The organism is Cytophagales bacterium, assembly GCA_033344775.1.
Lineage (GTDB): Bacteria > Bacteroidota > Bacteroidia > Cytophagales > Cyclobacteriaceae > JAWPMT01.
The window spans coordinates 965,928-986,321 of the sequence record JAWPMT010000001.1; the positions used below are offsets into that span (position 1 = coordinate 965,928).

The window sequence follows — 20,394 nt, forward strand, 5'->3', positions numbered from 1 at the left end:
AGATGCCGCAATTATTAAATACAGAATTCATATATTACTCGTGCTATGAATTGGAGGTTCAGTGTACTATTGCTGTCGCTACCATTGTTATTAAATGCCCAAATCAGTCCTGATAGTCTTCTCCAAAAACTAGAAGTATCTCAGGATCATAAGGAAAAGTCTGCCATATGCATTCAATTGGCAGATCATTACATCTACAAAACGCCTACTTTATCCCTTGAATACGCCACGAAAGCGGGAGAACTCGTCCGCAAAAAAGACAATCAGGAACCCTATGCCACGGCACTCAACAGAATGGGCAACGCCTATTGGTCTCTGGGCAAATTAGATAGCGCATTATTTTTTCAGGACAAGGCCTTAAGGATTGCTCAAAGTGGCCAATATCAACAATTAGAAGCACGTATACTCGGAAACCTCGGTAATATTTACGCGACGGGAAGTCAATCCTATGATGCACTGTTCTATTATAAAGAGGCTTTAAAGAAATTCAACGCCCTTGGCGTAGGGAGCCGGCAATTTGCCATGCTCAATAACATCGGCAAAGAGTACCGCGATCGAGGTGAACTTGATTCTGCCACGATTTATCTCGAGCGTGCGAAGGTCATGTTACGACCAGAGTTCGCCTTCATGGAGCCTATCTTCCTATTCAATCTGGCGGATCTCACCCTGGAAAAGAATGAGCTCAATAAAGCGGATTCCATCCTGAATGCATGCCAACGCTCTGCGAACAAGTATGGAGCAAACAGAGCCATCATTCGGGTTGACCAAATGCGTGCTGAAATCTTATTGCGTAAAGGGCTTAACAATCGGGCATACAATTTTGCTCAAAGTGCGTACAGCGCGGCATTGAAGACACAAGTCAAAGACCTGATTTCCATCTGTGCGCTGACCATGTCTAAGGCGGAGGAAAGCCTTGGCAGTACCCGATTGGCCTATCAATACCTGAATGAACATTTGATGATCAAGGACTCACTGGAGAGTACACGAATCAGGAATCAATTGATCGTTGGAAAGTACGCGAAGGAGCAGCAAGCCATTGGACGGCTGGAGCAAAAGAATGACCTACTGGAAAGCCGCGCTACCTTTAGAAGAACTCTGAATATCATCCTGACTGTACTGATGGTCCTGATTGTATTATATGCTTATTCATTATACCAACGAAGGGTCCAAGCCAAGGTCCAGAATGAAAAACTGAGTGAACTGAACGATTTCAAAACCAAGTTATTTGCAGTGGTGGCACATGACCTGCGGGCACCGGTTTACAATCTGGATACACTGATCGCACTCATCGAGGAGGAATTATCTCCGGATCATCCATTTTACCCTGGCCTTCAAAACACGAAAGAGCGGGTACAAACGCTAAAAGAACTACTCAATAATTTGTTTAACTGGGCCAAAGATGACCTGGAAGATAATGCGGTAAAATCTGAGCATTTCGTTCTTTTACCCTTATTAGACGAAGTTTTTAACAGTATTCACACCCTTTATAACAAAAAAGACATTCAATTGGTCAATGAGATCGCACCAACAGCAATGGTCTGTGCGGACAACCGATTATTGACCATCATTATTCGAAACCTACTCACCAATGCCATCAAGTTCTCACCGCAAGCCTCCAGGGTTTTTGTGACCAGTCAGGACAAAGGACCGAACATTGCTATCTCCATAAGGGATGAGGGTGTGGGTATGAATAAACGGCAGTTGAGCAAGCTTTTTACACACGATACCGTGCACACCCTGGGTACTGCCGGTGAGGTGGGCAGCGGACTTGGTTTGGTGCTTTGCAAAGACTTTGCGGAACGAATGAATGGTACCATTCGGGTAGAAAGCGAAGAAGGTAAAGGCACCACCTTTACCATCCTTTTGAAAAAAGGCCAATTATCAGAAAAAGGCAGTCAGCTGGAAAGCCCCACTGTGTACCATCCGGTCACTTCCTGATTTCCTTCCGAAATATTGCAAGGTCATTTGCAGCCCATTGATCAACTGCTGTTGCCAATTAAGATTGACCACCAGGTTTTCCCCAGGTTGCAGACCATTTAATAGTGTATACCCTAAAAAAGTGTTCGCTTCCCCCTCAAAACGATTGTTGATCGTACTTACTCGTGCCGTAAGATTCCCTTTCTGCAGTCGGGAATAGGTCACCTCCCCTTTCCACTCGGTTGCTCGAACATTCTCACCCTGCCCTTCGGGATCCAGATTTTCTTTTTGTGCCCACAGGTAAGTTCCAATCACCCGGAATTGCCGGTTAGGCTGCCAGGTCAAAGAAGGATCCACTTCCCAGGTATTCAGTTCAAAGTTTCTGGACAAGAGAAAGTCAGATGCATTATTGACGTTGGCCTGTTTGGCCCCGATGCGTACATTGTAAATCTCACCCAAATTCAATCGTACCTGGCCGATGAAACGTGTTTCGTCCTGTGCCTCAAATCCGTTGGTATTCAATTGTCTTCTGTCGAGTGCTTCATACGCAAACTGAAGACCTAAACCTGCTGCTGTTCGATTATAGAATACCGAGAATCGAGAGCGGTTCCTACGACTGATTACCTCATCATCATTCTGAAAAGCCGCATAAGGATTCAAACGAGTAGCTAGTGACGAATTACTGGTTTTATTATCCAGATTAAAATTGATCAGGTACGATACGCGCGACAAAGTCTTTTTAATCCCCGATTCCTTTTTCCAATGCCGTGGCATGGAGATATCTACTGTGTGTACATATTGGTTACGAAATGCAGTGATGTACTCATCGGTTGGGGTGAACAATTTGATGTATTGCCGTTCATCAGGATTGACTGCTTCATAAAACTCATTGAGGTCTTGAATGCCATCGTTATTTTCATCTCTCCATGTATGAGTTCCTTCTCCAGTATTAACCAGTACATAGATGAATTCGCGCTCCAGCTCCCGACCACTGGAGATGGCCAGACTCATATTGTTTCGAATGTGATTTTTCAGGAACCGATTCGTAGTAGTTAACCGCCCCTGAAGCTGATCCACTTTTTCCTGATTGATGCGATCACGGGTTTCACGATAGTTAAAATCCACCTGTATTTTCTGAGTACCATTTGATTTTAGGGTAAACAGGAAATTATCCGCATTGGTGAAGTCGACCAACTCTCCTAATTGAGGGAGTTTGTCACGGCGGTGGCTATAGGCCAATCGGTATTGCCACTTCGAAGAATCGGCCTGTTCTATAAAAAACACATGCTCTCTAAAGTTCATGGCGGAGTTGATCACACTGTCTGAATTGGCACTCAAGACCTGGTTTTGATCGGTTCGGAACGTATATCCTGGTTTTATCAATGACGTATTCCAGGCAATCTGCGCCTCACTTCGCTCCCATTCCGATCTTGTGGTTACTTGATCGCTTTTCATTTGGAAATAATCTCCTGAGATATCTACAGGTCCCAGTTTTTCCCTCAACTCAAACACATTCCTAAGTCCCGAAAACAAAGCTCCTCGATTCCTGGATTCAAACTGATATCGGGTATACTGCCTGGCATTTTTTCTTACTTGAATCCCCGAACGGGTCAACCACTGATTAGCAGTATCCATAGCCGTGAAGCTCCAGTCCCGGTCAAACTCAATGTAGCGGAACCGATCAATGGACTGAAAGTTTTGATCTGTGAACTCCAAATCCCCGAAAAGTGTCACTTGATATTGCTTCCCTAAGCTGAACAAAGTATCAGTTGTGATCCCTGCTTTCCAGGCAATTCCTTGATTGTCCTCATCATCCAACGGTGAAAATAAATTGTTGTCCCGAACAGATAATGCAAGCTCCTGATTGAAGCGAAGTTTGCCAAAATTCGATTTAGAACCCAATACGGTCATTTGACGCTGATTCGGTACGGCGAGTTGGACCACCGGTTCAAAATCTCCCTGAGGAACGCCATTTAAGGGAGCAATCCATTCAAACGTACGCCCATTGGAAGTGGCCGCTACCAATTGGTAATTGCCACGATTGCTTCCCAGTTGCGTGAATCGCAGACTAAACACGGCTCGCATTGGGTCTTGAGACACTTCAAACACCTCAAAGAGCTGCCCCTCCACCAGGGTATCTTTTTTGGCATAAAGGATTCGTTCGGGTATGAAACCTGTAGAGTCTACTCCTGAGAGGAATCCGACATCTATATCATCACCCAAATCGGCCAATTGATCCAGTGCCGATTCTGAAAAATCGAACCCCAGGGTGTTGTTACGATTATCTTTCTCGCGATAGAAACTCAAATAAACCTGATGCTGGTCATGGCTGAGCTCCTGAGAAAATGCGAGGTTGGATCTGCCGTAGTTCTGCTCTGTAAACTCAAAATCCACACGAATCCTAGTAAACCGCGTAATAATCACATTGGTATTGAAAGTGATCTCTCCCAGATTATAATCAATCACATAGTCGTTTTGAAACCCTCTTTCCAGTTGTTTCCCGTCTATGAATACCCGCTCGGAATTCGCCAGGACGATGATGAATCGTTCATTGTTCGGTCCTCTCAGTCGATAAGGCCCCTGTACCCCCTCTAGTGGGTCTACATTGATGGAAGCAAAACGTCCTTTGGCAGCAGAAGCAGCGAATGTGGTTTTAGAGGTCCAATGGTCCCCTATCTGTTGTGAGACGCTGGCCCGAGCCCCTCGCACATTTTTATAGTATTTCAAAAAATGGCTTTCGGTAATCGGATTCTCCAGAACAACATCACCTACCTTAAGGTCCAACCATTGATTGTACAACCGAATATATACATTGTCAAAATCCCGCAATTGCTGTGTGTTTCCCTCGGGTTGGTATGGAACATTTCTATCGGTAATTACAGCACTGATCGACAAGTCGTCCGTGAGTTTTCCATCCAGGGCCAAATTGAGACTGGAATTCACAAAGAGGTTTTGCCGATTTCCTATCGTCACACCACGTGTAATCGATCCGTTTTGCTGAAGACCTGGGAGCCGAAAAAGACCATTTGCTCCTAAAACCCCGGAAGTGGCTTGTGCATTACTTCTATTGTTCTCCCTACTGGTGTTGTAAATGCTCAGTGGCCTGTTGAAAAAAGGACGATACAACAAAGGATTGGCCACACGATAGCAGACTTTAACCGTGTCTGAGCTCGCTTTTTCGAACTTAATACTTTGTTTTTCAGCATTATAGCTAAATCTTACCTCAGGAGCTACAGTGATGGATGAAGGCTCTATCAACAAGGTGTCGAGTTTGACTGGTTGATTCCGAATAGCTAAATTCCAGCACTTTTGAGTAGTTTGTGCCTGTCCAGTTAATACCCATAAGCAACAGACCCAGCTAAACCCGAAGCACAGGTAAAATGACCGTGAAGGTCGTTCCCTTTCCTTCTTCCGAATCAAACCAGATGCTTCCTCCTGCCTGTTCAATGCCTTTTTTTGCGATGGCAAGTCCGATGCCTGTGCCTTTTTCTTTGGTACTAAAATACGGGGTAAATATTTTTTTCTGTTGTTGTTCAGGGATTCCCTGACCATTATCAATCACTTCAATAACGAGCTTTTCGTCTTTTTCAGCTAATCCAACGACTAAATGTGGCCTCCCCGACAAAACAGACTGGATGCCATTCAAGAGTAAGTTATTGAATACGCGCCCCAGAATATTCGGATCGGCAAAGACATATTTGTCCGGCGCAACTTCATCATCAATTTGCACTTTCTCGTTGCGATAGAGCTGCACGACTTCCATCAAAAGGTCTGATATCGGTACCTCCTCATTGTTTGGAGCTGGCATTTTTGCAAAGGCTGAGAAGGAATCCGCGATTTCGGACAGGGTATCGATTTGGTTGATCAATGAATTAAGATTAGCAATCAACCGTTCATTTTCTGAGTTAGTCCGCACCAATTGCTGAATCTTCAGCCGCATGGGTGTCAAAGGATTCTTAATTTCATGTGCGACCTGACGAGCAATCTCTTTCCAGGCAGTCTCTTTCTGACTGAGTGCCAGCGCCGCCTTACTGTGTTCCAGCTTTTCCAACATCCGATTGTACTCAGCCACGAGTTGTCCAATCTCATCTCGACCTTGATAAGCCACCGGTTCATTAGTTTCTTCGAGATTTGTCTGACGGAGCCGGAGACTCAAGGTGGTCAATGGCAAAGTAATGTTCCTAAGTATCACATATCCTACCAGCACACTAGATAGAAATATGATCGTAAAGACAGTAACCAGATTGGCAAAAACTTCTACCTGCTGGCGATTGAGGTGGTTTTTTGAATCGAAAAAAGGAATGGAGACGATCCCTAACAATTCACCCGTATGGTGGTCAATCACACCTTGATAAACCACCTTGAATCGCAATCCACCAATGGCTTCATCCATGACAATGGACTGATCCGGTTTGTCAGAGATTAACTCCCAGGGAATAGCCGGGATATTCGTGGTAATGAGCTTGTTACTAAAAATATCCGGTTGGTTGGATACGATCAGCTGGCCTCTGGTATTGTAGAGGTTCATATCTACCTGAGAAAAGGTCGCGGCATTGCCAACTACGTCATACAAGTCCTCACGATTGATCTGATTTTGATCAAAATCTTCGAGGGGCAAGTAAATATTTTCGGCAATGGTGATTGCTCGTTTCTGATAATTGCGAATGATCTCATCGCGATAAGATGAGTTCAACAAGTTGAGGATCACTGCACTTACAATCAATAATGGCAAAATGAAGGAAAAACCAAGGTACAGCTGGATCCGGTTAGCGAGCGTCAATTGCTGATCTGGCTGAGACCATCGAATCATTAAAAACACCAACCCTACAAAAGACAGAAAGACCAAAAAATTAAAGGAGAAATTCGCGAGGAATGCTCGTAGTGAATAGCGTTGAGAAATGACAATCATCAACGCATCATCATCTTCTATGGCCAATAAGTGATAATTTTCGACTTCTATCCCCTCTTTGGCCGAGATCAACTTTTCCCACAGTGACGGATCATTGAACACATCGAACGAGTAATTACCCTTTGCATAGACCAGTGCCCCTTCCCGCATCAGAACGTAATCGTATGCCTTCGACGACTTCTGATTGCTGGTAAGCACTGATGGATACACCGAATTCGGGATCACTTTTTTCACCATGAGATCCACAGCAATGCCACCAATTTCCACCTCACCATTCATGATAGGCACCCACAGTAGGTATTTGCTGCGGCCAAGGTTTTCCCAATTCTCCACAAAATACAAGCCTTCTTCTCCAGTCGGATGATCATACACCATCGACAAAAGCTCATCTTTATTGGCCGGGTCTGTCCCGTCCAAGCGATCACCGATGATGTCATACAAGGACAGATCCACTTCAAACCGGTCGAAATAAGACGTCAGGTATTGTCGGCGCACTTTGACCTTCACCGTGCTTTTAGACAACAAAGGACTCAAAAATCGCGTCCGAATCACCGGGTCATTCTGAATATTTTGTCGGACCCCCACCAGGTATTTTTCGGTGAGTGAATCCCGAGGAGTCAACTGTTGAATACCAAAGGATCGTTTGCGTTCGACTTCCTTTCGTTCAAAGTTTTTGTAGATCGCCAACGCATTGGTAAAACTCAAAGCTCCAATGACCACAATCACATAAAAGAAGGTCATGTAAGAAATCCTTACTAGATTCTTACTGAAATTGAAGTGATAGATCAACAGCCACAACAAACTATGTGAGAGCACGAGGTACTTTTTGTATTCCAGCGGTGATATCAGCAAGAGTGTACCGATGATGATGACAATGGCAATACCAGTACTCTTCTTAATTTTCAGCAAGCCATAGAGCCTTGATAGAAACTGAATGATCCAAAAGAAGAGGGCCGAAAGACATAGGATAACACCAATAAATACGATTTTGCCTGCGTCAAATTCCAGGGATTCCGTAATGTCCAGATTAAGCCCCGTTATCCTAAGCAAGTCCTGAATTAGGCCAAAATAAATGAAGTGGGCCAGCGCTGAAAAAACGAAAAGCAGTACGGCAAAAAAGACGGGTCGTTCCTTACTGAGATCAACGATCGCCTTGATCTTCCTCATCCGGTTGAGATGGATCATGGAAAACAAGAACACAACATTGAACAACAGGCAGGTCACCAGCGTATCGAGCAAGTTTCCTCTAAGCAGCCAAAATGGTAAAACTCTTGAAAACAACTCATTGGTTGGGATTTGAAGCGAAATCACTTTGAGAAGGATCGCTCCAAAAATCAGTTGCAGCACAAATGACCCTGACCGAAACCGTCTGAGATACAACCAACGAAAAACGACTATGGTCGTCAATGCAAAACTGAGCCAAATCAATGCCAATAAGTATCCCGAAAACGTCTTTTTGGTTTGTTGAAAAAGAAAAGAAAAACCAGACGTTCGAAATTGGATCTTTTGCCCTAAAGAAGATAATTCACCTCGGATACCTTCAAAAACTCGATCGTTGAAATAGGTATCTAGTGTCGTTCTGTTAGCTGTAAATTTTCGAATAAGTGTCGTTATAAAAAATACCCGTTGGTCATTTCGATCCTTGAAACTTACCAGGTAAAGTCCATCCACATTTTCGATGAAAGCCGGCGAAGTAGTAATTCCGGAAAGCGCTGCGTGATCTGGCACAAATTCATGGCTACTCCACTTCCGTAGCTTTAGCCCTTCATAGATCAAGATCGACAAATTTTCCGGCGGAGCTACTTCAGTCATATCGATTAGGTCCAGCTCAAGGAAACTTTGATGGAGCGCTAGTTCTGCAGCAAGGTTTTGTTCAATGATAGTGGCCTTATTCTGAGAGTTTGCCTCCATGTACTCATGTATCCAAAGCGCACCTGTTATCAGGTAAACAAAAATGATGAACCACTTAGCGATGGATTGGAATAAGGAAATTGGCATGCTAGCTCCAAATATGTCGGGAATATTTTGGAATGGAAAATTTGATAATAACTCCCTCAACTATGATGCCAACATAAAGGCATTAAGCATATCAGGTCTTTAAAATAAAACAACCCGGACCTACTAGGTGGGCCGGGCTGAGAATCATACTACTTAGCTACCTACTTTCTTTTATGAAATATTTTATTGATCAGTTCATAAATTGACTTTTAAGAGCTGATGCTTAATCTTCGATCTGAAAAACAATACTACGACGATAAGTGACCTTCTTACCCAATGCCTCGGCTTTCAGGAGAAAGTTATTCAGTGTCATACCGGATAATCCATCAACCTGAATCTCATTCTCCCCCACCCAATTAAACTTGCGTGTTCCGTTCTCACCGGATTCGGCAAGTGATTGTTCAAATAGTGCTTGCAGTGCCTGTCCATTGGCACTTATCGTTCTATTTGGACTATCAACAGGTTGTGTGGTTATCTCCTGATTTACAGAAAAGGATTTGGTGGTCTCAGCTGGATGATTGGCTGTGGCTTCGGTTTGTAGAGAAGGGACAGTACTCACTAAAGTCATCGTTCTTTTTTGAAGTGTCTACGCAAAAGTGTTCCTTTACATTCATAAATAAAATTTTAAATATTTTATAAAAAAGATTAGATTTATTTATGAATTATACCCTTCATCAGCTGAAAATATTCCTTAAAGTATCTGAATTAGAGAGCATTACGAAAGCAGCCGAAGAGCTACACCTGACACAACCGGCCATTTCCATTCAACTAAAAAAGCTTCAGGAGCAATTTGACTTACCGCTGGTAGAAGTCGTAGGACGAAAGTTGCATGTCACCGATTTCGGGAAAGAGATCGTTGAAAGATGTCGCCGGATACTGGATGAAGCTGATGGCATTCGATATACGATCGAACAATACAAAGGGCTGTTATCAGGACGTATTAAAATCTCTGTAGTTTCTACAGGCAAGTATGTGATCCCCTATTTCCTTAAGGATTTTATGGATGCGCATCCGGGTGTTGAAATTTCCATTGACGTATCCAACAAACTGCGGGTAATTGAAGGGCTGAATCAAAACGATAGTGATTTTTCTCTGGTTTCCGTATTGCCAAAAGGAATTGAAGTCAATCAGGTCTCTTTGATGGAAAACCGACTTTACCTGGCCGGGCATAGACAATATAAAGGCATGATCAAAACCACGAAAGATCTTGAAAAGGTGACCCTACTCTTCAGGGAACAGGGATCAGCAACAAGAAGTGCCATGGAGCAATACCTGGATCAACAAAATGTAAAGATTGGAAAGTCGATGGAGTTGGTGTCAAATGAAGCTGTGAAACAGGCCATTAATGCAGGGATTGGATTATCCATCGTCCCTCTGATTGGTCTAAGAACAGCCCTTAGCAATGAAAACATCATGATCCATCCGCTGAAAGGGTTGCCAATCACTACTCGATGGAACCTGATCTACAACAAGCGCAAACGACTGACCCCTGCTCAGGAAGCATTAATTACACATATTGAAACACACAAAGCAGAAGTGGTAGAAAAACACTTTAGCTGGAATGAGTATGCTGAAATGCCTTGATAACATGGCACCTTAACTGGCGGTCAATTTCGTAATGAAACCCAAAAAAGAGTAAGGGATAAAATTCAAATACTAATATTATTAGTTAATTTTACTAAAAATATTAGCTGATTGTATTTCAACTGCCACACCCACTATTCCTTCCAATACGGCACTTTGTCGATCAAAGACCTGTTCGAAGAAGCGCGTGCCAACAGGGTGAACAAGTTGATCCTGACAGACATCAATAATACCTCCGGGTACATTGACCTTATAAGAACCTGCAATGAGAACCGAAACGAATGGGATCTGGAGGTCGCTTTGGGTATCGAATTTCGTGCGGGTAATGAGTTGCTGTACATTGGTCTGGCACAAGATGAAGAGGGTTTCCGCGAACTCAACGCTTTTCTGGCTTATCGGAACATCAATAAGCAGTCCCTCCCCCGGCGAGCCCCCCATTTCAAACGTGCCTATTTCGTTTATCCGGTTAGCAATGTCCCTGACTACCTGGAATCTTACGAATTTGTAGGGATCCGCCACAAAGAACTGAGCAAGATCTTTCGTAAAAAGCTAGTCACCTCTAATGGAGAAATACCGCTTGAAAAAATGGTGGCATGGCATCCTGTCACTTTTCCCTGTACTCCCAAATACAATAAGCAAGCACACAACATCCATCGATTATTACGTGCCATCGATCAAAACACGTTGCTCAGCAAACTCGCCACCGGGTTAGTCGCTGATCCTACAGAAGCCATGTGTCCTAATGACCAACTGGAGGCATCATTCCGCGAATTCCCTGAATTGATCAAAAATGCGCGTATGATCACCGATCAATGTCAAATTGCCTTTGAATTAGGATCAGACAAAAACAAACAGTTCTTTCTTTCCTCCAAAGCAGAAGACCGGGCATACTTACTGGCAGAGGCCAAACGCGGTTACGAAAGACGATACGCCGGAATCAGGGATACGAAGGTTAGTCAGGAACGCTTCGAGCGCGAACTCAACATCATTGCACAAAAAAACTTCGAAGCTTACTACCTGATCAGCTACGATATCGTTCGCCATGCACGCCAGCAACGCTATGAATATGTGGGTCGCGGTAGTGGGGCCAATAGCCTGATCGCCTACTGTTTGGGCATTACCAATACCGATCCCATTGAGTTGGACCTGTATTTTGAACGCTTTCTCAATCCGGAACGAACCTCTCCTCCCGATTTTGACATGGATTTTTCCTGGCGGGATCGGGACCATATCTATAATTACATCTTTGGGAAATATGATCCCAATCACGTTTGCCTGCTTGGCACGCATACCACCTACCAGGGTCGCTCTAACCTAAGAGAGCTGGCCAAAGTATTCGGTCTGCCCAAAGAAGAAATCGACAAGATCATTCGACATCCCCAGCATCAGACCCCAGATGACGTTTCCCGATTGATCTTCAAGTACGCAGACCTGATGCAAGGCATGCCAGCTCATATTTCCATCCATGCCGGCGGGGTGCTTATCACAGAAAAGCCCATTTATCAGTATACGACAGTTGACATGCCTCCGAAAGGATATCCGGTCGCACACTTAGAAATGCATGCCTCTGAAGACATGGGCATCTTCAAATTCGACATCCTGAGCCAACGAGGATTGGGACACATCAAAGACACCCTGACCATTGTCGAGAAAAATCAGGGCATCAAAGAAGACATTGATCGGTTCCATGATTTTAAGGAAGATCCAAAAATCCGATCCTTACTGGAAAAGGGAAATACCATGGGCTGCTTCTATGTGGAATCCCCCGCCATGCGGATGCTACTTGGCAAACTGGAATGTCAGGACTACATCACCCTGGTCGCAGCGAGCTCTATCATCAGACCCGGCGTAGCGCGTTCAGGCATGATGCGCGCCTACATCGAGCGACATCACCTGGTAAAGCAAGGTAAAACGTACGAAACTATCCACATGAAGATGTTTGAGCTCATGGAAGACACGTACGGAGTAATGGTCTATCAGGAAGACGTGATCAAGGTCGCTCACCATTTTGCCGGGCTTACGCTGACCGAAGCAGATGTATTACGGCGTGGTATGTCGGGAAAATACCGATCCAGAAAAGAGTTTCAACGTGTAAAAGACCAGTTTTTTGCCAACTGCAAATCCTATGGTTATGAAGATCATGTAACTCAGCGTGTTTGGTTTGAGATCGAGAGTTTTTCCGGTTATTCCTTTTCCAAAGGGCATTCCGCAAGCTATGCGGTAGAAAGTTACCAAAGCCTCTATCTCAAGGCACATTACCCACTGGAATTCATGGTCGGCGTGATCAACAACTTTGGCGGATTCTATAAGTCCGAATTCTATTTCCATGAAGCACGCATGTGGGGCGCATCCATTCAGGCTCCCTGCATCAACAATAGCGAGTACTATACCAATATTCACGGGAAGTCGATTTACATAGGTTTCATTCACCTCAAAGACCTCCAGCAAAAAATCGGTGAGATCATTGCGCATGAACGAGCACAATACGGTCCTTACAAAAATCTCGATCATTTCATCCGCAGAATCCCCATCGGGTTGGAACAGATCCGCATTTTGATCCGAATCGGAGCATTCCGGTTTACCGGGAAAAGCAAGAAAGAATTGCTGTGGCAGGCCCAGCTCTATTATGGCAAAAAGACCGCTAAAGACTACTTCCTGAGTTTATTCGATGAAGAACCAGAGTCCTATGATCTGCCATTTCTGAAGCAACAACCACTGGAAGATGCCTTTGATGAAATGGAATTACTGGGCTTCCCCCTCTGTGACCCCTTTCTCTTATTGGAAACGGAAAACCCCGGAAACACTTTTGCACAGGACTTGATGCAAAATCTTGGGCAAAAAGTAACATTGGTCGGCTATCTCGTCACCACAAAAGATACCCGAACCAAAGACGGTAAACGCATGCACTTTGGCACATTTTATGACCAAAAAGGCAATGTCTACGATACCGTACACTTCCCCAACATTGCCAGGGATCATCCCTTCAAAGGTCGGGGGTTTTACAGAACGGTGGGCAAAGTAGTCCAGGACTTTGGCTACCCCATGGTAGAAGTAACATGGATGGAAAAACTCGCTATGAAAAACAAGTTTGGAGACGTCCCTGTCATGCAGAACCCAAAAGTCATGACTCGCTGGTAACTTAACAGAAGACCTATGAAAAAATCAGGATATGCCGATCTTCCACTTCATAATGGCCGCGTTCCCCGTTGGCTAGCTGAACGTATGTCCGCATTAGGTGGAGCAATAGTTGAAGCGATTGTGCTTGAATATGGAAAAGCAGAAGTCATCAAGCGACTCAGCGATCCAGCCTGGTTCCAGTCGCTAGGATGCGTATTGGGTATGGATTGGCATTCTTCAGGGATTACGACTTCTGTCATGGGTGCCTTGAAAAGCTCCGTCAATGCTAAATCACGAGAACTGGGCATCTATATCTGCGGCGGGCGCGGCAAGCATTCCCGTAAAACACCAGAGGAATTGATCGCGATCGCAAATCAGACCGGATTGAATGGCGACGAATTGGTAAAAAACAGCCGACTTTCCGCCAAAGTGGATAACACCGCCGTTCAAGATGGGTTTCAAATCTATCTGCATTCCTTTATCGTCAGTGATGAAGGCGATTGGGCCGTAGTACAACAAGGCATGAATGCAGGAACAGGCTATGCGCGCCGGTACCATTGGCACTCCCACGAACTGAAGAGTTTCATCAATGAGCCACACACTTTCGTCTATGGCGTAGAACAAGGCCCTATTCTTAACCTGACGGATAGCCACGCACAGGATACTCGGAATGGCATTCTTCAAGTCGCTTTGGAAGACCCAAACAAAATGCTGGCGGAGATCCGTAAGATCCGACTGCCCGCACATCACGACGTACAAACCAAAGATGTTGATCTCAAACGATTGGGAGCCATTTTGGCTTTGGCTCAGGAGTTGCCAGACAGCAATTTCGAATCACTCTTGCTGCTTCAGGGACTAGGACCAAGAACACTACAAAGCCTGACCCTGGTCAGTGAGATCATTTATGGTACTCCTAGCAGATTTCGTGACCCGGCAAGGTTTTCATTCGCACATGGAGGAAAAGACGGTCACCCCTTCCCTGTTCCTACGAAAGTCTATGACGAAAGCATCCAGGTGTTGAAAATTTCAGTTGAAAAGGCCAAAATTGGGCATACGGATAAAATAAAAGCCATCAGTGCTTTGACCAAAGCTGCACAACGAATGGAATCATCTTTTGAGCCTGAGGATAATCTCGACCAGTACATTGAACAAGAACGCCGAGATTCATGGAAGTACGGCGGTAAAACAGTGATGGGAGATGCGAAGCCACCGGAACCTGCGCAACTACAGTTGTTCAGCTAAGCTTGGTGCTGGAACAAAAGGATCTTCTGCGGTCTCAGATTCAGCAGCCACCATTTCATAATGTCGCACTTTCATCCATTTGCCCGCCACCAGCAGGGCCATGGCTGTGCAAGAAATAATTGCCAGAATGGTATTTACAGTAAAGCCCAGATCGCTGTAGATCAGTCCTGCTAAGGCGGAACCTCCAGCCATCCCAATCTGTCCGAGAGAGATCATCAAATTCATGGCCTTTCCACGGTCGGCGACACTGGTCATATCCGAAACGCCGGATTGAAAAGCGATGGACCTACCAGACAAACAGAGCATGACCACAAAAAAGGTGGCAGAGATAATCATGGCATCTAATAGAAAAAAGAGACTAGCACCCATTGCTCCCGCCATGACCATTGATGCTGTGATTGTTACGGAAGTTCGCCCAACTCGATCAGACAACCAGCCCGCGACTGGTCCTCCTAAAAGTGAAGCAATACCACCAATAAGAAATACAAAAGCCAATTCAGCACTGGTTGCTGCTTTGGTTTCTGTGAGCCATTTAGGGAAATAGATCAAATAGATCGTAATACTGAAGAACATAAGGATGTACCCCATAGCTGCTCTTTGATAGACCGGCTGCCTGAGAATGGTCCAATATTGTCGGGTAGCCTCTCGAGCTTCCACCCTTTTATGTCCAGGCACAGAGATTGGTTGGGGCACACAGAAATGAATTAAAACAAATGCCATAAGCATAAATACCCCCAATACTAAAAACGGACTACTAAATCCCAGCTCCTCAGCTAACAGAATTCCCAATGGTATTCCTGCAATCTGTCCGAGAGCTGATCCGGTGATGATGATCCCATTGGCTTTCCCTCTTTTTTCATATGGAAAATAATCTCGCACATAAGAGACACAAGTCCCGGTAAGTAACCCACCACTAATCCCCGCTAATAAGCGGAATAACATCAATAGATGAAAATTTATCGCAAAAACATGGAGCATTAGGCTAATTCCCATCAATAAGCTCCCGATCTTCAGCATGTGCCTACGACCTACTCGATCAGAGAGAATCCCTGCGAAAAGTGCGGTAATACCCAGCGATACAGAATAAACTCCTACGATAAAACCAAGATATGCTTCAGAAATACATAACTCCCGCTCCATTTGCGGAAGCAATGGGCTCATGATAAAAAATTGACTGCTCGCAACGAACATCAATGCCCACAGAGAAATGAGGATCAGAATGGGGTTGTTTGTCCTTGACAAAATGAGTTTTTGATTTACCCCTTGTACGAGCTCCTGGTAAGAAAGATATGATTCTGAGACATTGTGCCTCTTTCATTTGACCAATGGTTGATTGAGGCATACGAACAGCACCTCTGCCAGCGTACCGTAGCTCTTTGTTCTTGAGTTTTAAGTTGAGATCTGCTAGTGATAAAACATGAGCAATTGATCTGATAAGCAAACCAAAATTTTGAGGATATTAACTGATTTGAATCCTGATGAAAAAGTAGTCTGAAATTAACGTTCGCTCTTGAAAAAATTGACAACAAAATGCGGAAAATAGCAACCATCAACTGATATCGTTAACTATAATCTGATAAAACCAATGTGAGGAAAGATCTGGGGAAAGGGCAAAAATAAAGGGCCCCTCTAAAGAACCGAGAGAGACCCTAACACCGCCAAGACTCAAATATTGTTATTTTTCTATATGAAAGAAAAGGTTTTCGTGTTTTTTTTTCAATAACATCATTTACACGACCTTTTGTTCAAGAAATCCTTCCAATTATTCATTTTTTCGACTTGATTTTGGTGAAAACCACTCGTTTTCACACAAGCTTCTCGACTTAAAGCCACACCCACAAAAGCTGCATGAAAAGGAAGAATTTTCGATGAACTACCCATTTTGGTGGTTAAACAGGAAAAAAATTACCATAATGTGGGTATTTCAGGATTGCCGATCCATGCCCAACTTGCAACCGGTTAGAATATTAATTCTAGTCAGGGATTTCAGAGAATCAATCGACGGGTTTTTCGGTTGTTAATCACTTTACTTGTTGATTGATTCTCATTTTATACGCGAATTAATAAACACTCAATAGCCCGCAAACGCTGCCATGGAAATGATTTGGTATAATCCGGACCTTGACCTTTATCAAAAAGGAACCCGCACCGAATTCAATGCGATTGTGGAGGGTAGTGATCACGCCAATCGCTTTTCGATTCTATATCAATTCAATCATAGCTCAGTAAAATTGGCTGACAAAATCCTGAACTCCCTCAACCTCGTTCGGCAATCACGGCTTGCCTCCGGGTACTGACATGTGAAGTACTTCTGCTATTTTAGCCTTCATGAGGCTTTACTTACTCATTTTTATATTATTCATCATTGGATGTTCACCCAAAGTGGTGCGTTTTGTCAATGATGACTCCAGTTTCGCTCAGTACGGCACCTATTTGGTTGTCAATTTCAGAACCAACCACGCCGAACTGTCTAAAGATGGTTTGGAGTTAATGAATAACATTGAGATGCAACTTCATGAACAACTCAACCGACGAGGTTATCAGGCAGTGTCTACCAAGCCCGACATCCTACTGAGATATGAATTCGTCTCCAATAACAACAGCCGGTCCAACATTAACAATAATCCTTACGATCCTTTCATCACCGTAAACACAACTACTTTCAGAGAATCCATTTTGCTATTTGAGTTGACGGATCGTAAAACCAAGAAGTTGATATGGCAAGCCAGCATTGATTTGAAACAGCAACATAAGCCCAAGAAAAAACAGGAAGAACTCAACAAAGCCATTGTTGCTTTATTCAACACTTATCCCTACCGCGCATTAAACGCCAACCCTGACCTATCAATCATCGAATAACATGACAGAATATGGATTCCTTTCACTAATACCACCAGTATTGGCCATCGCATTGGCCATCAAAACCAGACAAGTAATCTTCTCCTTGATATTAGGAATATTCGTGGGCTGGCTCATTATGGGAAACGGCAATTTGATCACTGCATTTTTGTCTACCATAGATGCGATGGTCAATGTGATGCAAAGTGAAGGCAATACCCGAACGGTCATATTCACTTTATTAATCGGTGCACTCATCCAACTCATCAGGAAATCAGGAGGAATGAATGGCTTTATTGGGCTGATCCAAAAAAGGCTAGCAAAATCCAAGTCCCCAAATTCCACACTACAGGTTGCTGCGGGATTAACCGGATTTCTGATCTTCATTGAATCCAACATTTCCATTCTTACAGTAGGTACTGCCTTCCAATCCTTGTTCGATAAATACAAGATCGCCCGGGAAAAACTAGCCTACCTCGCCGATTCAAGTTCTGCTCCTTCCTGCATTCTTTTTCCGATCAATGCGTGGGGAGCCTACGTTATGGGATTACTGGCTGCTTACGACCACCTGGACCCCTTTCAAGCGCTGCTTTTTTCAATCCCCTTCAATTTCTATCCAATCCTTACACTGATCCTTGTATTCTATCTGGCAGCATCCGGTAAATCTTACGGTCCCATGAAAGCGGCCGAAGCGAGCACCGTAGAAAGCGCACCTACTGAGGCAGTCGAAGAAACAATTGCAGAAGGGAAAGCTTCCAACATGATTATTCCCCTACTGATCATGATCCTGACCATGCCAATCTATTTGGTTTATACTGGCTGGGACAGTTCTGTCAGTGAAGGATTTGGCCAACAACTATGGAGCAGCATCGGAAATGGATCCGGGTCCAGCGCGGTGATGTATGCGGTGGTCACAGCACTGCTTTTTGCAGGCATCTCTTTTGGTATTCAAAAAATCATCAGCTTCAAGGAATTCTTTGAAGAATCTTTGAAAGGCATGAATGAAATGTTACTCATGGCCTTATTGATGGTCCTGGCCTTTGCCATCGGAAACCTATGTAATGAAATGCAAACAGGCATTTACGTAGCGGAAGTAACCAAATCATGGCTAAGTCCGCAACTTGCACCGGCCCTGGTATTTTTGATCAGCTGTTTCGTTGCATTTGCCACTGGCACCTCATGGGGCACATTCGCCATCATGATGTCGATAAGCATACCGTTGGCACAGGCCGTAGGACTGAATCCATATCTGGCAATTGCTGCAGTTTTGGGAGGGGGTGTTTTTGGTGACCATTGCTCTCCTATCTCGGATACGACCCTGATCAGTTCCATGGCATCAGGTACAGAACACATCGAACATGTGCGCACGCAACTTCCCTATGCCCTATTCACTGGCTCTCTGGCCACCTTATTATATTTGGTCGCTGGATTCCTGATGGTTTAAATTATGTCCGCATTGCGACTATTACCGAGCTATGAAGTTTTATTCGTAACAAATGAAGTTTCATATGGGTATAAAAGATTGTATCATGCTTAACACGAAAGAAATGAAACGCATTTTAATTATAGTTACGTTGGCGGTATTCGCTCACTTAACACACGCACAGCATTCTGGCCACTACGCTGGATCAAATGAAGAAAAAGCTTTTGATGGAAATGATTTGGTAAGTTACTTCGAAAGCGAAGCTCCTGTAAAAGGATCTGAAGACTATAGCTATGATTATGACGGGATCCACTTGCTTTTCTCTTCTGAAGAAAACAGAACCAAGTTCCAAAATGATCCAGATAAATATATCCCCGCCTACAACGGATGGTGTGCCATCGCATTAACAGGCGGATCCTTTGTCCGACCTGATTTTAATGAATACAAAATCCAGGATGGACAATTGCTCTTTTTTGAGGTCCGCGCCTTTTTCAATGGAAAAACCGCCTGGGAGCGAGATCCGGACATTCATAAGATTGTAGCAGACAAAAAATACGTAGAACTGAATAACAAGGACTGAGCTGATCAGTAAAATTTCAGACCTCATAAGATTAAACAGAAAGCCGGTATTCACATTACCGGCTTTTCATATATATGCTCCGTTAGTTAACTCTTTCTTAAAGTTAATTTTGCATTCAACTTATTTTTTTTAGGGTTATTTCCATATTTATTTGCCTTGTAGGTAGTAATTGTTGATTATTGCAGTCCAAGGCAAACAATTTTATGAAAAACACCGTCCGCAAATCCAAGATTAAAATGGTTATTTTGATGACCGTTTACATTTTCCTTATGACTTTTTTCATCATAGAGGATCAAAATCTATTTGAAACCATTCAAGAGAATATCTATTCCCTTAGTATCTACCGGCCTTTCTAGGTCCGGTTACTTTAACTCAATGTTGATTTCCTGTTTAAGCTTATTATAAGCAAAAGCAGAACGTTTAAAGGATGGCACACCAAGCATGTTTGTTCCTCCATTAGAAAATCCATAGGGTTCTTTTGGTAAACCCATAAAATTAGTGGCCAATTCACCATCACTGTCTACATCATGGTAGACACTAATGGCGTAATTACCATAGGGTAAATTTTTGAAATGGTGCGTAATCACCTCATCATCTACTGCCACCCTGGCACCTATGACTAATTCTTTGGACAGAAACTTCTCGGCCGAGTCATACACGGCAATCATCATATATCCCTTGACCTCTTTCACTTTGGAAACCTTGACCGTCAAGACCGGATCGCTTTGTGCACATAGCAAATGCACAAGCATGAAGAAAGCGCTCGAAAAAAATATCTTTTTCATA

Annotated in this window: 13 protein-coding genes; 8 read left to right on the top strand and 5 right to left on the bottom strand. The window is 43.8% G+C overall.

All coding sequences use genetic code 11. From position 1 onward, the window contains the following. Window positions 1–45 precede the first annotated feature (45 nt). Window positions 46–1,938: a tetratricopeptide repeat-containing sensor histidine kinase gene (locus R8G66_03985; protein ID MDW3191493.1), complete on the top strand. Its 1,893-nt coding sequence runs from the start codon at window positions 46–48 to the stop codon at window positions 1,936–1,938. Here R8G66_03985 and R8G66_03990 read toward each other — a convergent pair. The 3 genes from R8G66_03990 to R8G66_04000 form a co-directional block, all read right to left on the bottom strand. Then, a complete protein-coding gene (locus tag R8G66_03990) occupies window positions 1,882–5,364 on the bottom strand; it encodes a hypothetical protein (protein MDW3191494.1) in 3,483 nt (1,160 codons plus the stop codon). The two genes, R8G66_03985 and R8G66_03990, sit on opposite strands and share 57 nt — an antisense overlap. Next, complete coding sequence (locus R8G66_03995) at window positions 5,276–8,824, bottom strand: HAMP domain-containing sensor histidine kinase (GenBank protein ID MDW3191495.1); 3,549 nt, start codon at window positions 8,822–8,824, stop codon at window positions 5,276–5,278. The genes R8G66_03990 and R8G66_03995 overlap by 89 nt, the downstream gene beginning before the upstream one ends. A gap of 223 nt (window positions 8,825–9,047) precedes the next feature. Further along, the gene (locus R8G66_04000; GenBank protein ID MDW3191496.1) at window positions 9,048–9,392 is read right to left on the bottom strand and encodes a hypothetical protein; all 345 of its coding nucleotides are present in this window, start codon (window positions 9,390–9,392) and stop codon (window positions 9,048–9,050) included. A gap of 89 nt (window positions 9,393–9,481) precedes the next feature. On the opposite strand from R8G66_04000, the gene R8G66_04005 reads away from it, so the two are divergent. The 3 genes from R8G66_04005 (at window position 9,482) to R8G66_04015 (ending at window position 14,767) form a co-directional block, all read left to right on the top strand. Next, window positions 9,482–10,408 carry a LysR family transcriptional regulator gene (locus R8G66_04005; GenBank protein MDW3191497.1) on the top strand — a complete coding sequence of 309 codons (927 nt, stop codon included), beginning with the start codon at window positions 9,482–9,484 and terminating at the stop codon, window positions 10,406–10,408. A 111-nt stretch (window positions 10,409–10,519) separates the two neighbouring features. Then, window positions 10,520–13,546, top strand: a complete 3,027-nt coding sequence (gene dnaE / locus R8G66_04010) for a DNA polymerase III subunit alpha (GenBank protein MDW3191498.1) — start codon at window positions 10,520–10,522, stop codon at window positions 13,544–13,546. A 15-nt stretch (window positions 13,547–13,561) separates the two neighbouring features. Further along, window positions 13,562–14,767 carry a DUF763 domain-containing protein gene (locus tag R8G66_04015; protein MDW3191499.1) on the top strand — a complete coding sequence of 402 codons (1,206 nt, stop codon included), beginning with the start codon at window positions 13,562–13,564 and terminating at the stop codon, window positions 14,765–14,767. Here R8G66_04015 and R8G66_04020 read toward each other — a convergent pair. Further along, on the bottom strand, window positions 14,750–16,009 hold the full coding sequence (locus R8G66_04020; GenBank protein MDW3191500.1) for an MFS transporter: 1,260 nt from the start codon (window positions 16,007–16,009) through the stop codon (window positions 14,750–14,752). The two genes, R8G66_04015 and R8G66_04020, sit on opposite strands and share 18 nt — an antisense overlap. Window positions 16,010–16,860: 851 nt before the next feature. On the opposite strand from R8G66_04020, the gene R8G66_04025 reads away from it, so the two are divergent. From R8G66_04025 to R8G66_04040, 4 genes are all read left to right on the top strand, one after another. Beyond that, window positions 16,861–17,064 (top strand): hypothetical protein, encoded by a 204-nt coding sequence (locus R8G66_04025; protein ID MDW3191501.1) that lies wholly within the window; start codon window positions 16,861–16,863, stop codon window positions 17,062–17,064. A gap of 31 nt (window positions 17,065–17,095) precedes the next feature. After that, window positions 17,096–17,626, top strand: a complete 531-nt coding sequence (locus tag R8G66_04030) for a DUF4136 domain-containing protein (protein ID MDW3191502.1) — start codon at window positions 17,096–17,098, stop codon at window positions 17,624–17,626. Window position 17,627: 1 nt separating this feature from the next. Next, on the top strand, window positions 17,628–19,049 hold the full coding sequence (locus tag R8G66_04035) for a Na+/H+ antiporter NhaC family protein (protein MDW3191503.1): 1,422 nt from the start codon (window positions 17,628–17,630) through the stop codon (window positions 19,047–19,049). 103 nt (window positions 19,050–19,152) lie between these two features. Next, window positions 19,153–19,608, top strand: a complete 456-nt coding sequence (locus R8G66_04040) for a YHS domain-containing (seleno)protein (protein ID MDW3191504.1) — start codon at window positions 19,153–19,155, stop codon at window positions 19,606–19,608. Between the two features lie 362 nt (window positions 19,609–19,970). Here the strand turns inward: R8G66_04040 and R8G66_04045 are convergent, their stop codons facing one another. Continuing rightward, window positions 19,971–20,393 (bottom strand): DUF2141 domain-containing protein, encoded by a 423-nt coding sequence (locus R8G66_04045; protein ID MDW3191505.1) that lies wholly within the window; start codon window positions 20,391–20,393, stop codon window positions 19,971–19,973. Window position 20,394: the final 1 nt, after the last annotated feature.

Bases quoted from the DNA above. Each gene is read 5' to 3' on its own strand.
- R8G66_03985 (MDW3191493.1), top strand. From the start codon at position 46: ATGAATTGGAGGTTCAGTGTACTATTGCTGTCGCTACCATTGTTATTA.
- R8G66_03995 (MDW3191495.1), bottom strand. From the start codon at position 8,824: ATGCCAATTTCCTTATTCCAATCCATCGCTAAGTGGTTCATCATTTTT.
- R8G66_04000 (MDW3191496.1), bottom strand. From the start codon at position 9,392: ATGACTTTAGTGAGTACTGTCCCTTCTCTACAAACCGAAGCCACAGCC.
- R8G66_04005 (MDW3191497.1), top strand. From the start codon at position 9,482: ATGAATTATACCCTTCATCAGCTGAAAATATTCCTTAAAGTATCTGAA.
- R8G66_04015 (MDW3191499.1), top strand. From the start codon at position 13,562: ATGAAAAAATCAGGATATGCCGATCTTCCACTTCATAATGGCCGCGTT.
- R8G66_04025 (MDW3191501.1), top strand. From the start codon at position 16,861: ATGGAAATGATTTGGTATAATCCGGACCTTGACCTTTATCAAAAAGGA.
- R8G66_04030 (MDW3191502.1), top strand. From the start codon at position 17,096: ATGAGGCTTTACTTACTCATTTTTATATTATTCATCATTGGATGTTCA.
- R8G66_04035 (MDW3191503.1), top strand. From the start codon at position 17,628: ATGACAGAATATGGATTCCTTTCACTAATACCACCAGTATTGGCCATC.
- R8G66_04040 (MDW3191504.1), top strand. From the start codon at position 19,153: ATGAAACGCATTTTAATTATAGTTACGTTGGCGGTATTCGCTCACTTA.
- R8G66_04045 (MDW3191505.1), bottom strand. From the start codon at position 20,393: ATGAAAAAGATATTTTTTTCGAGCGCTTTCTTCATGCTTGTGCATTTG.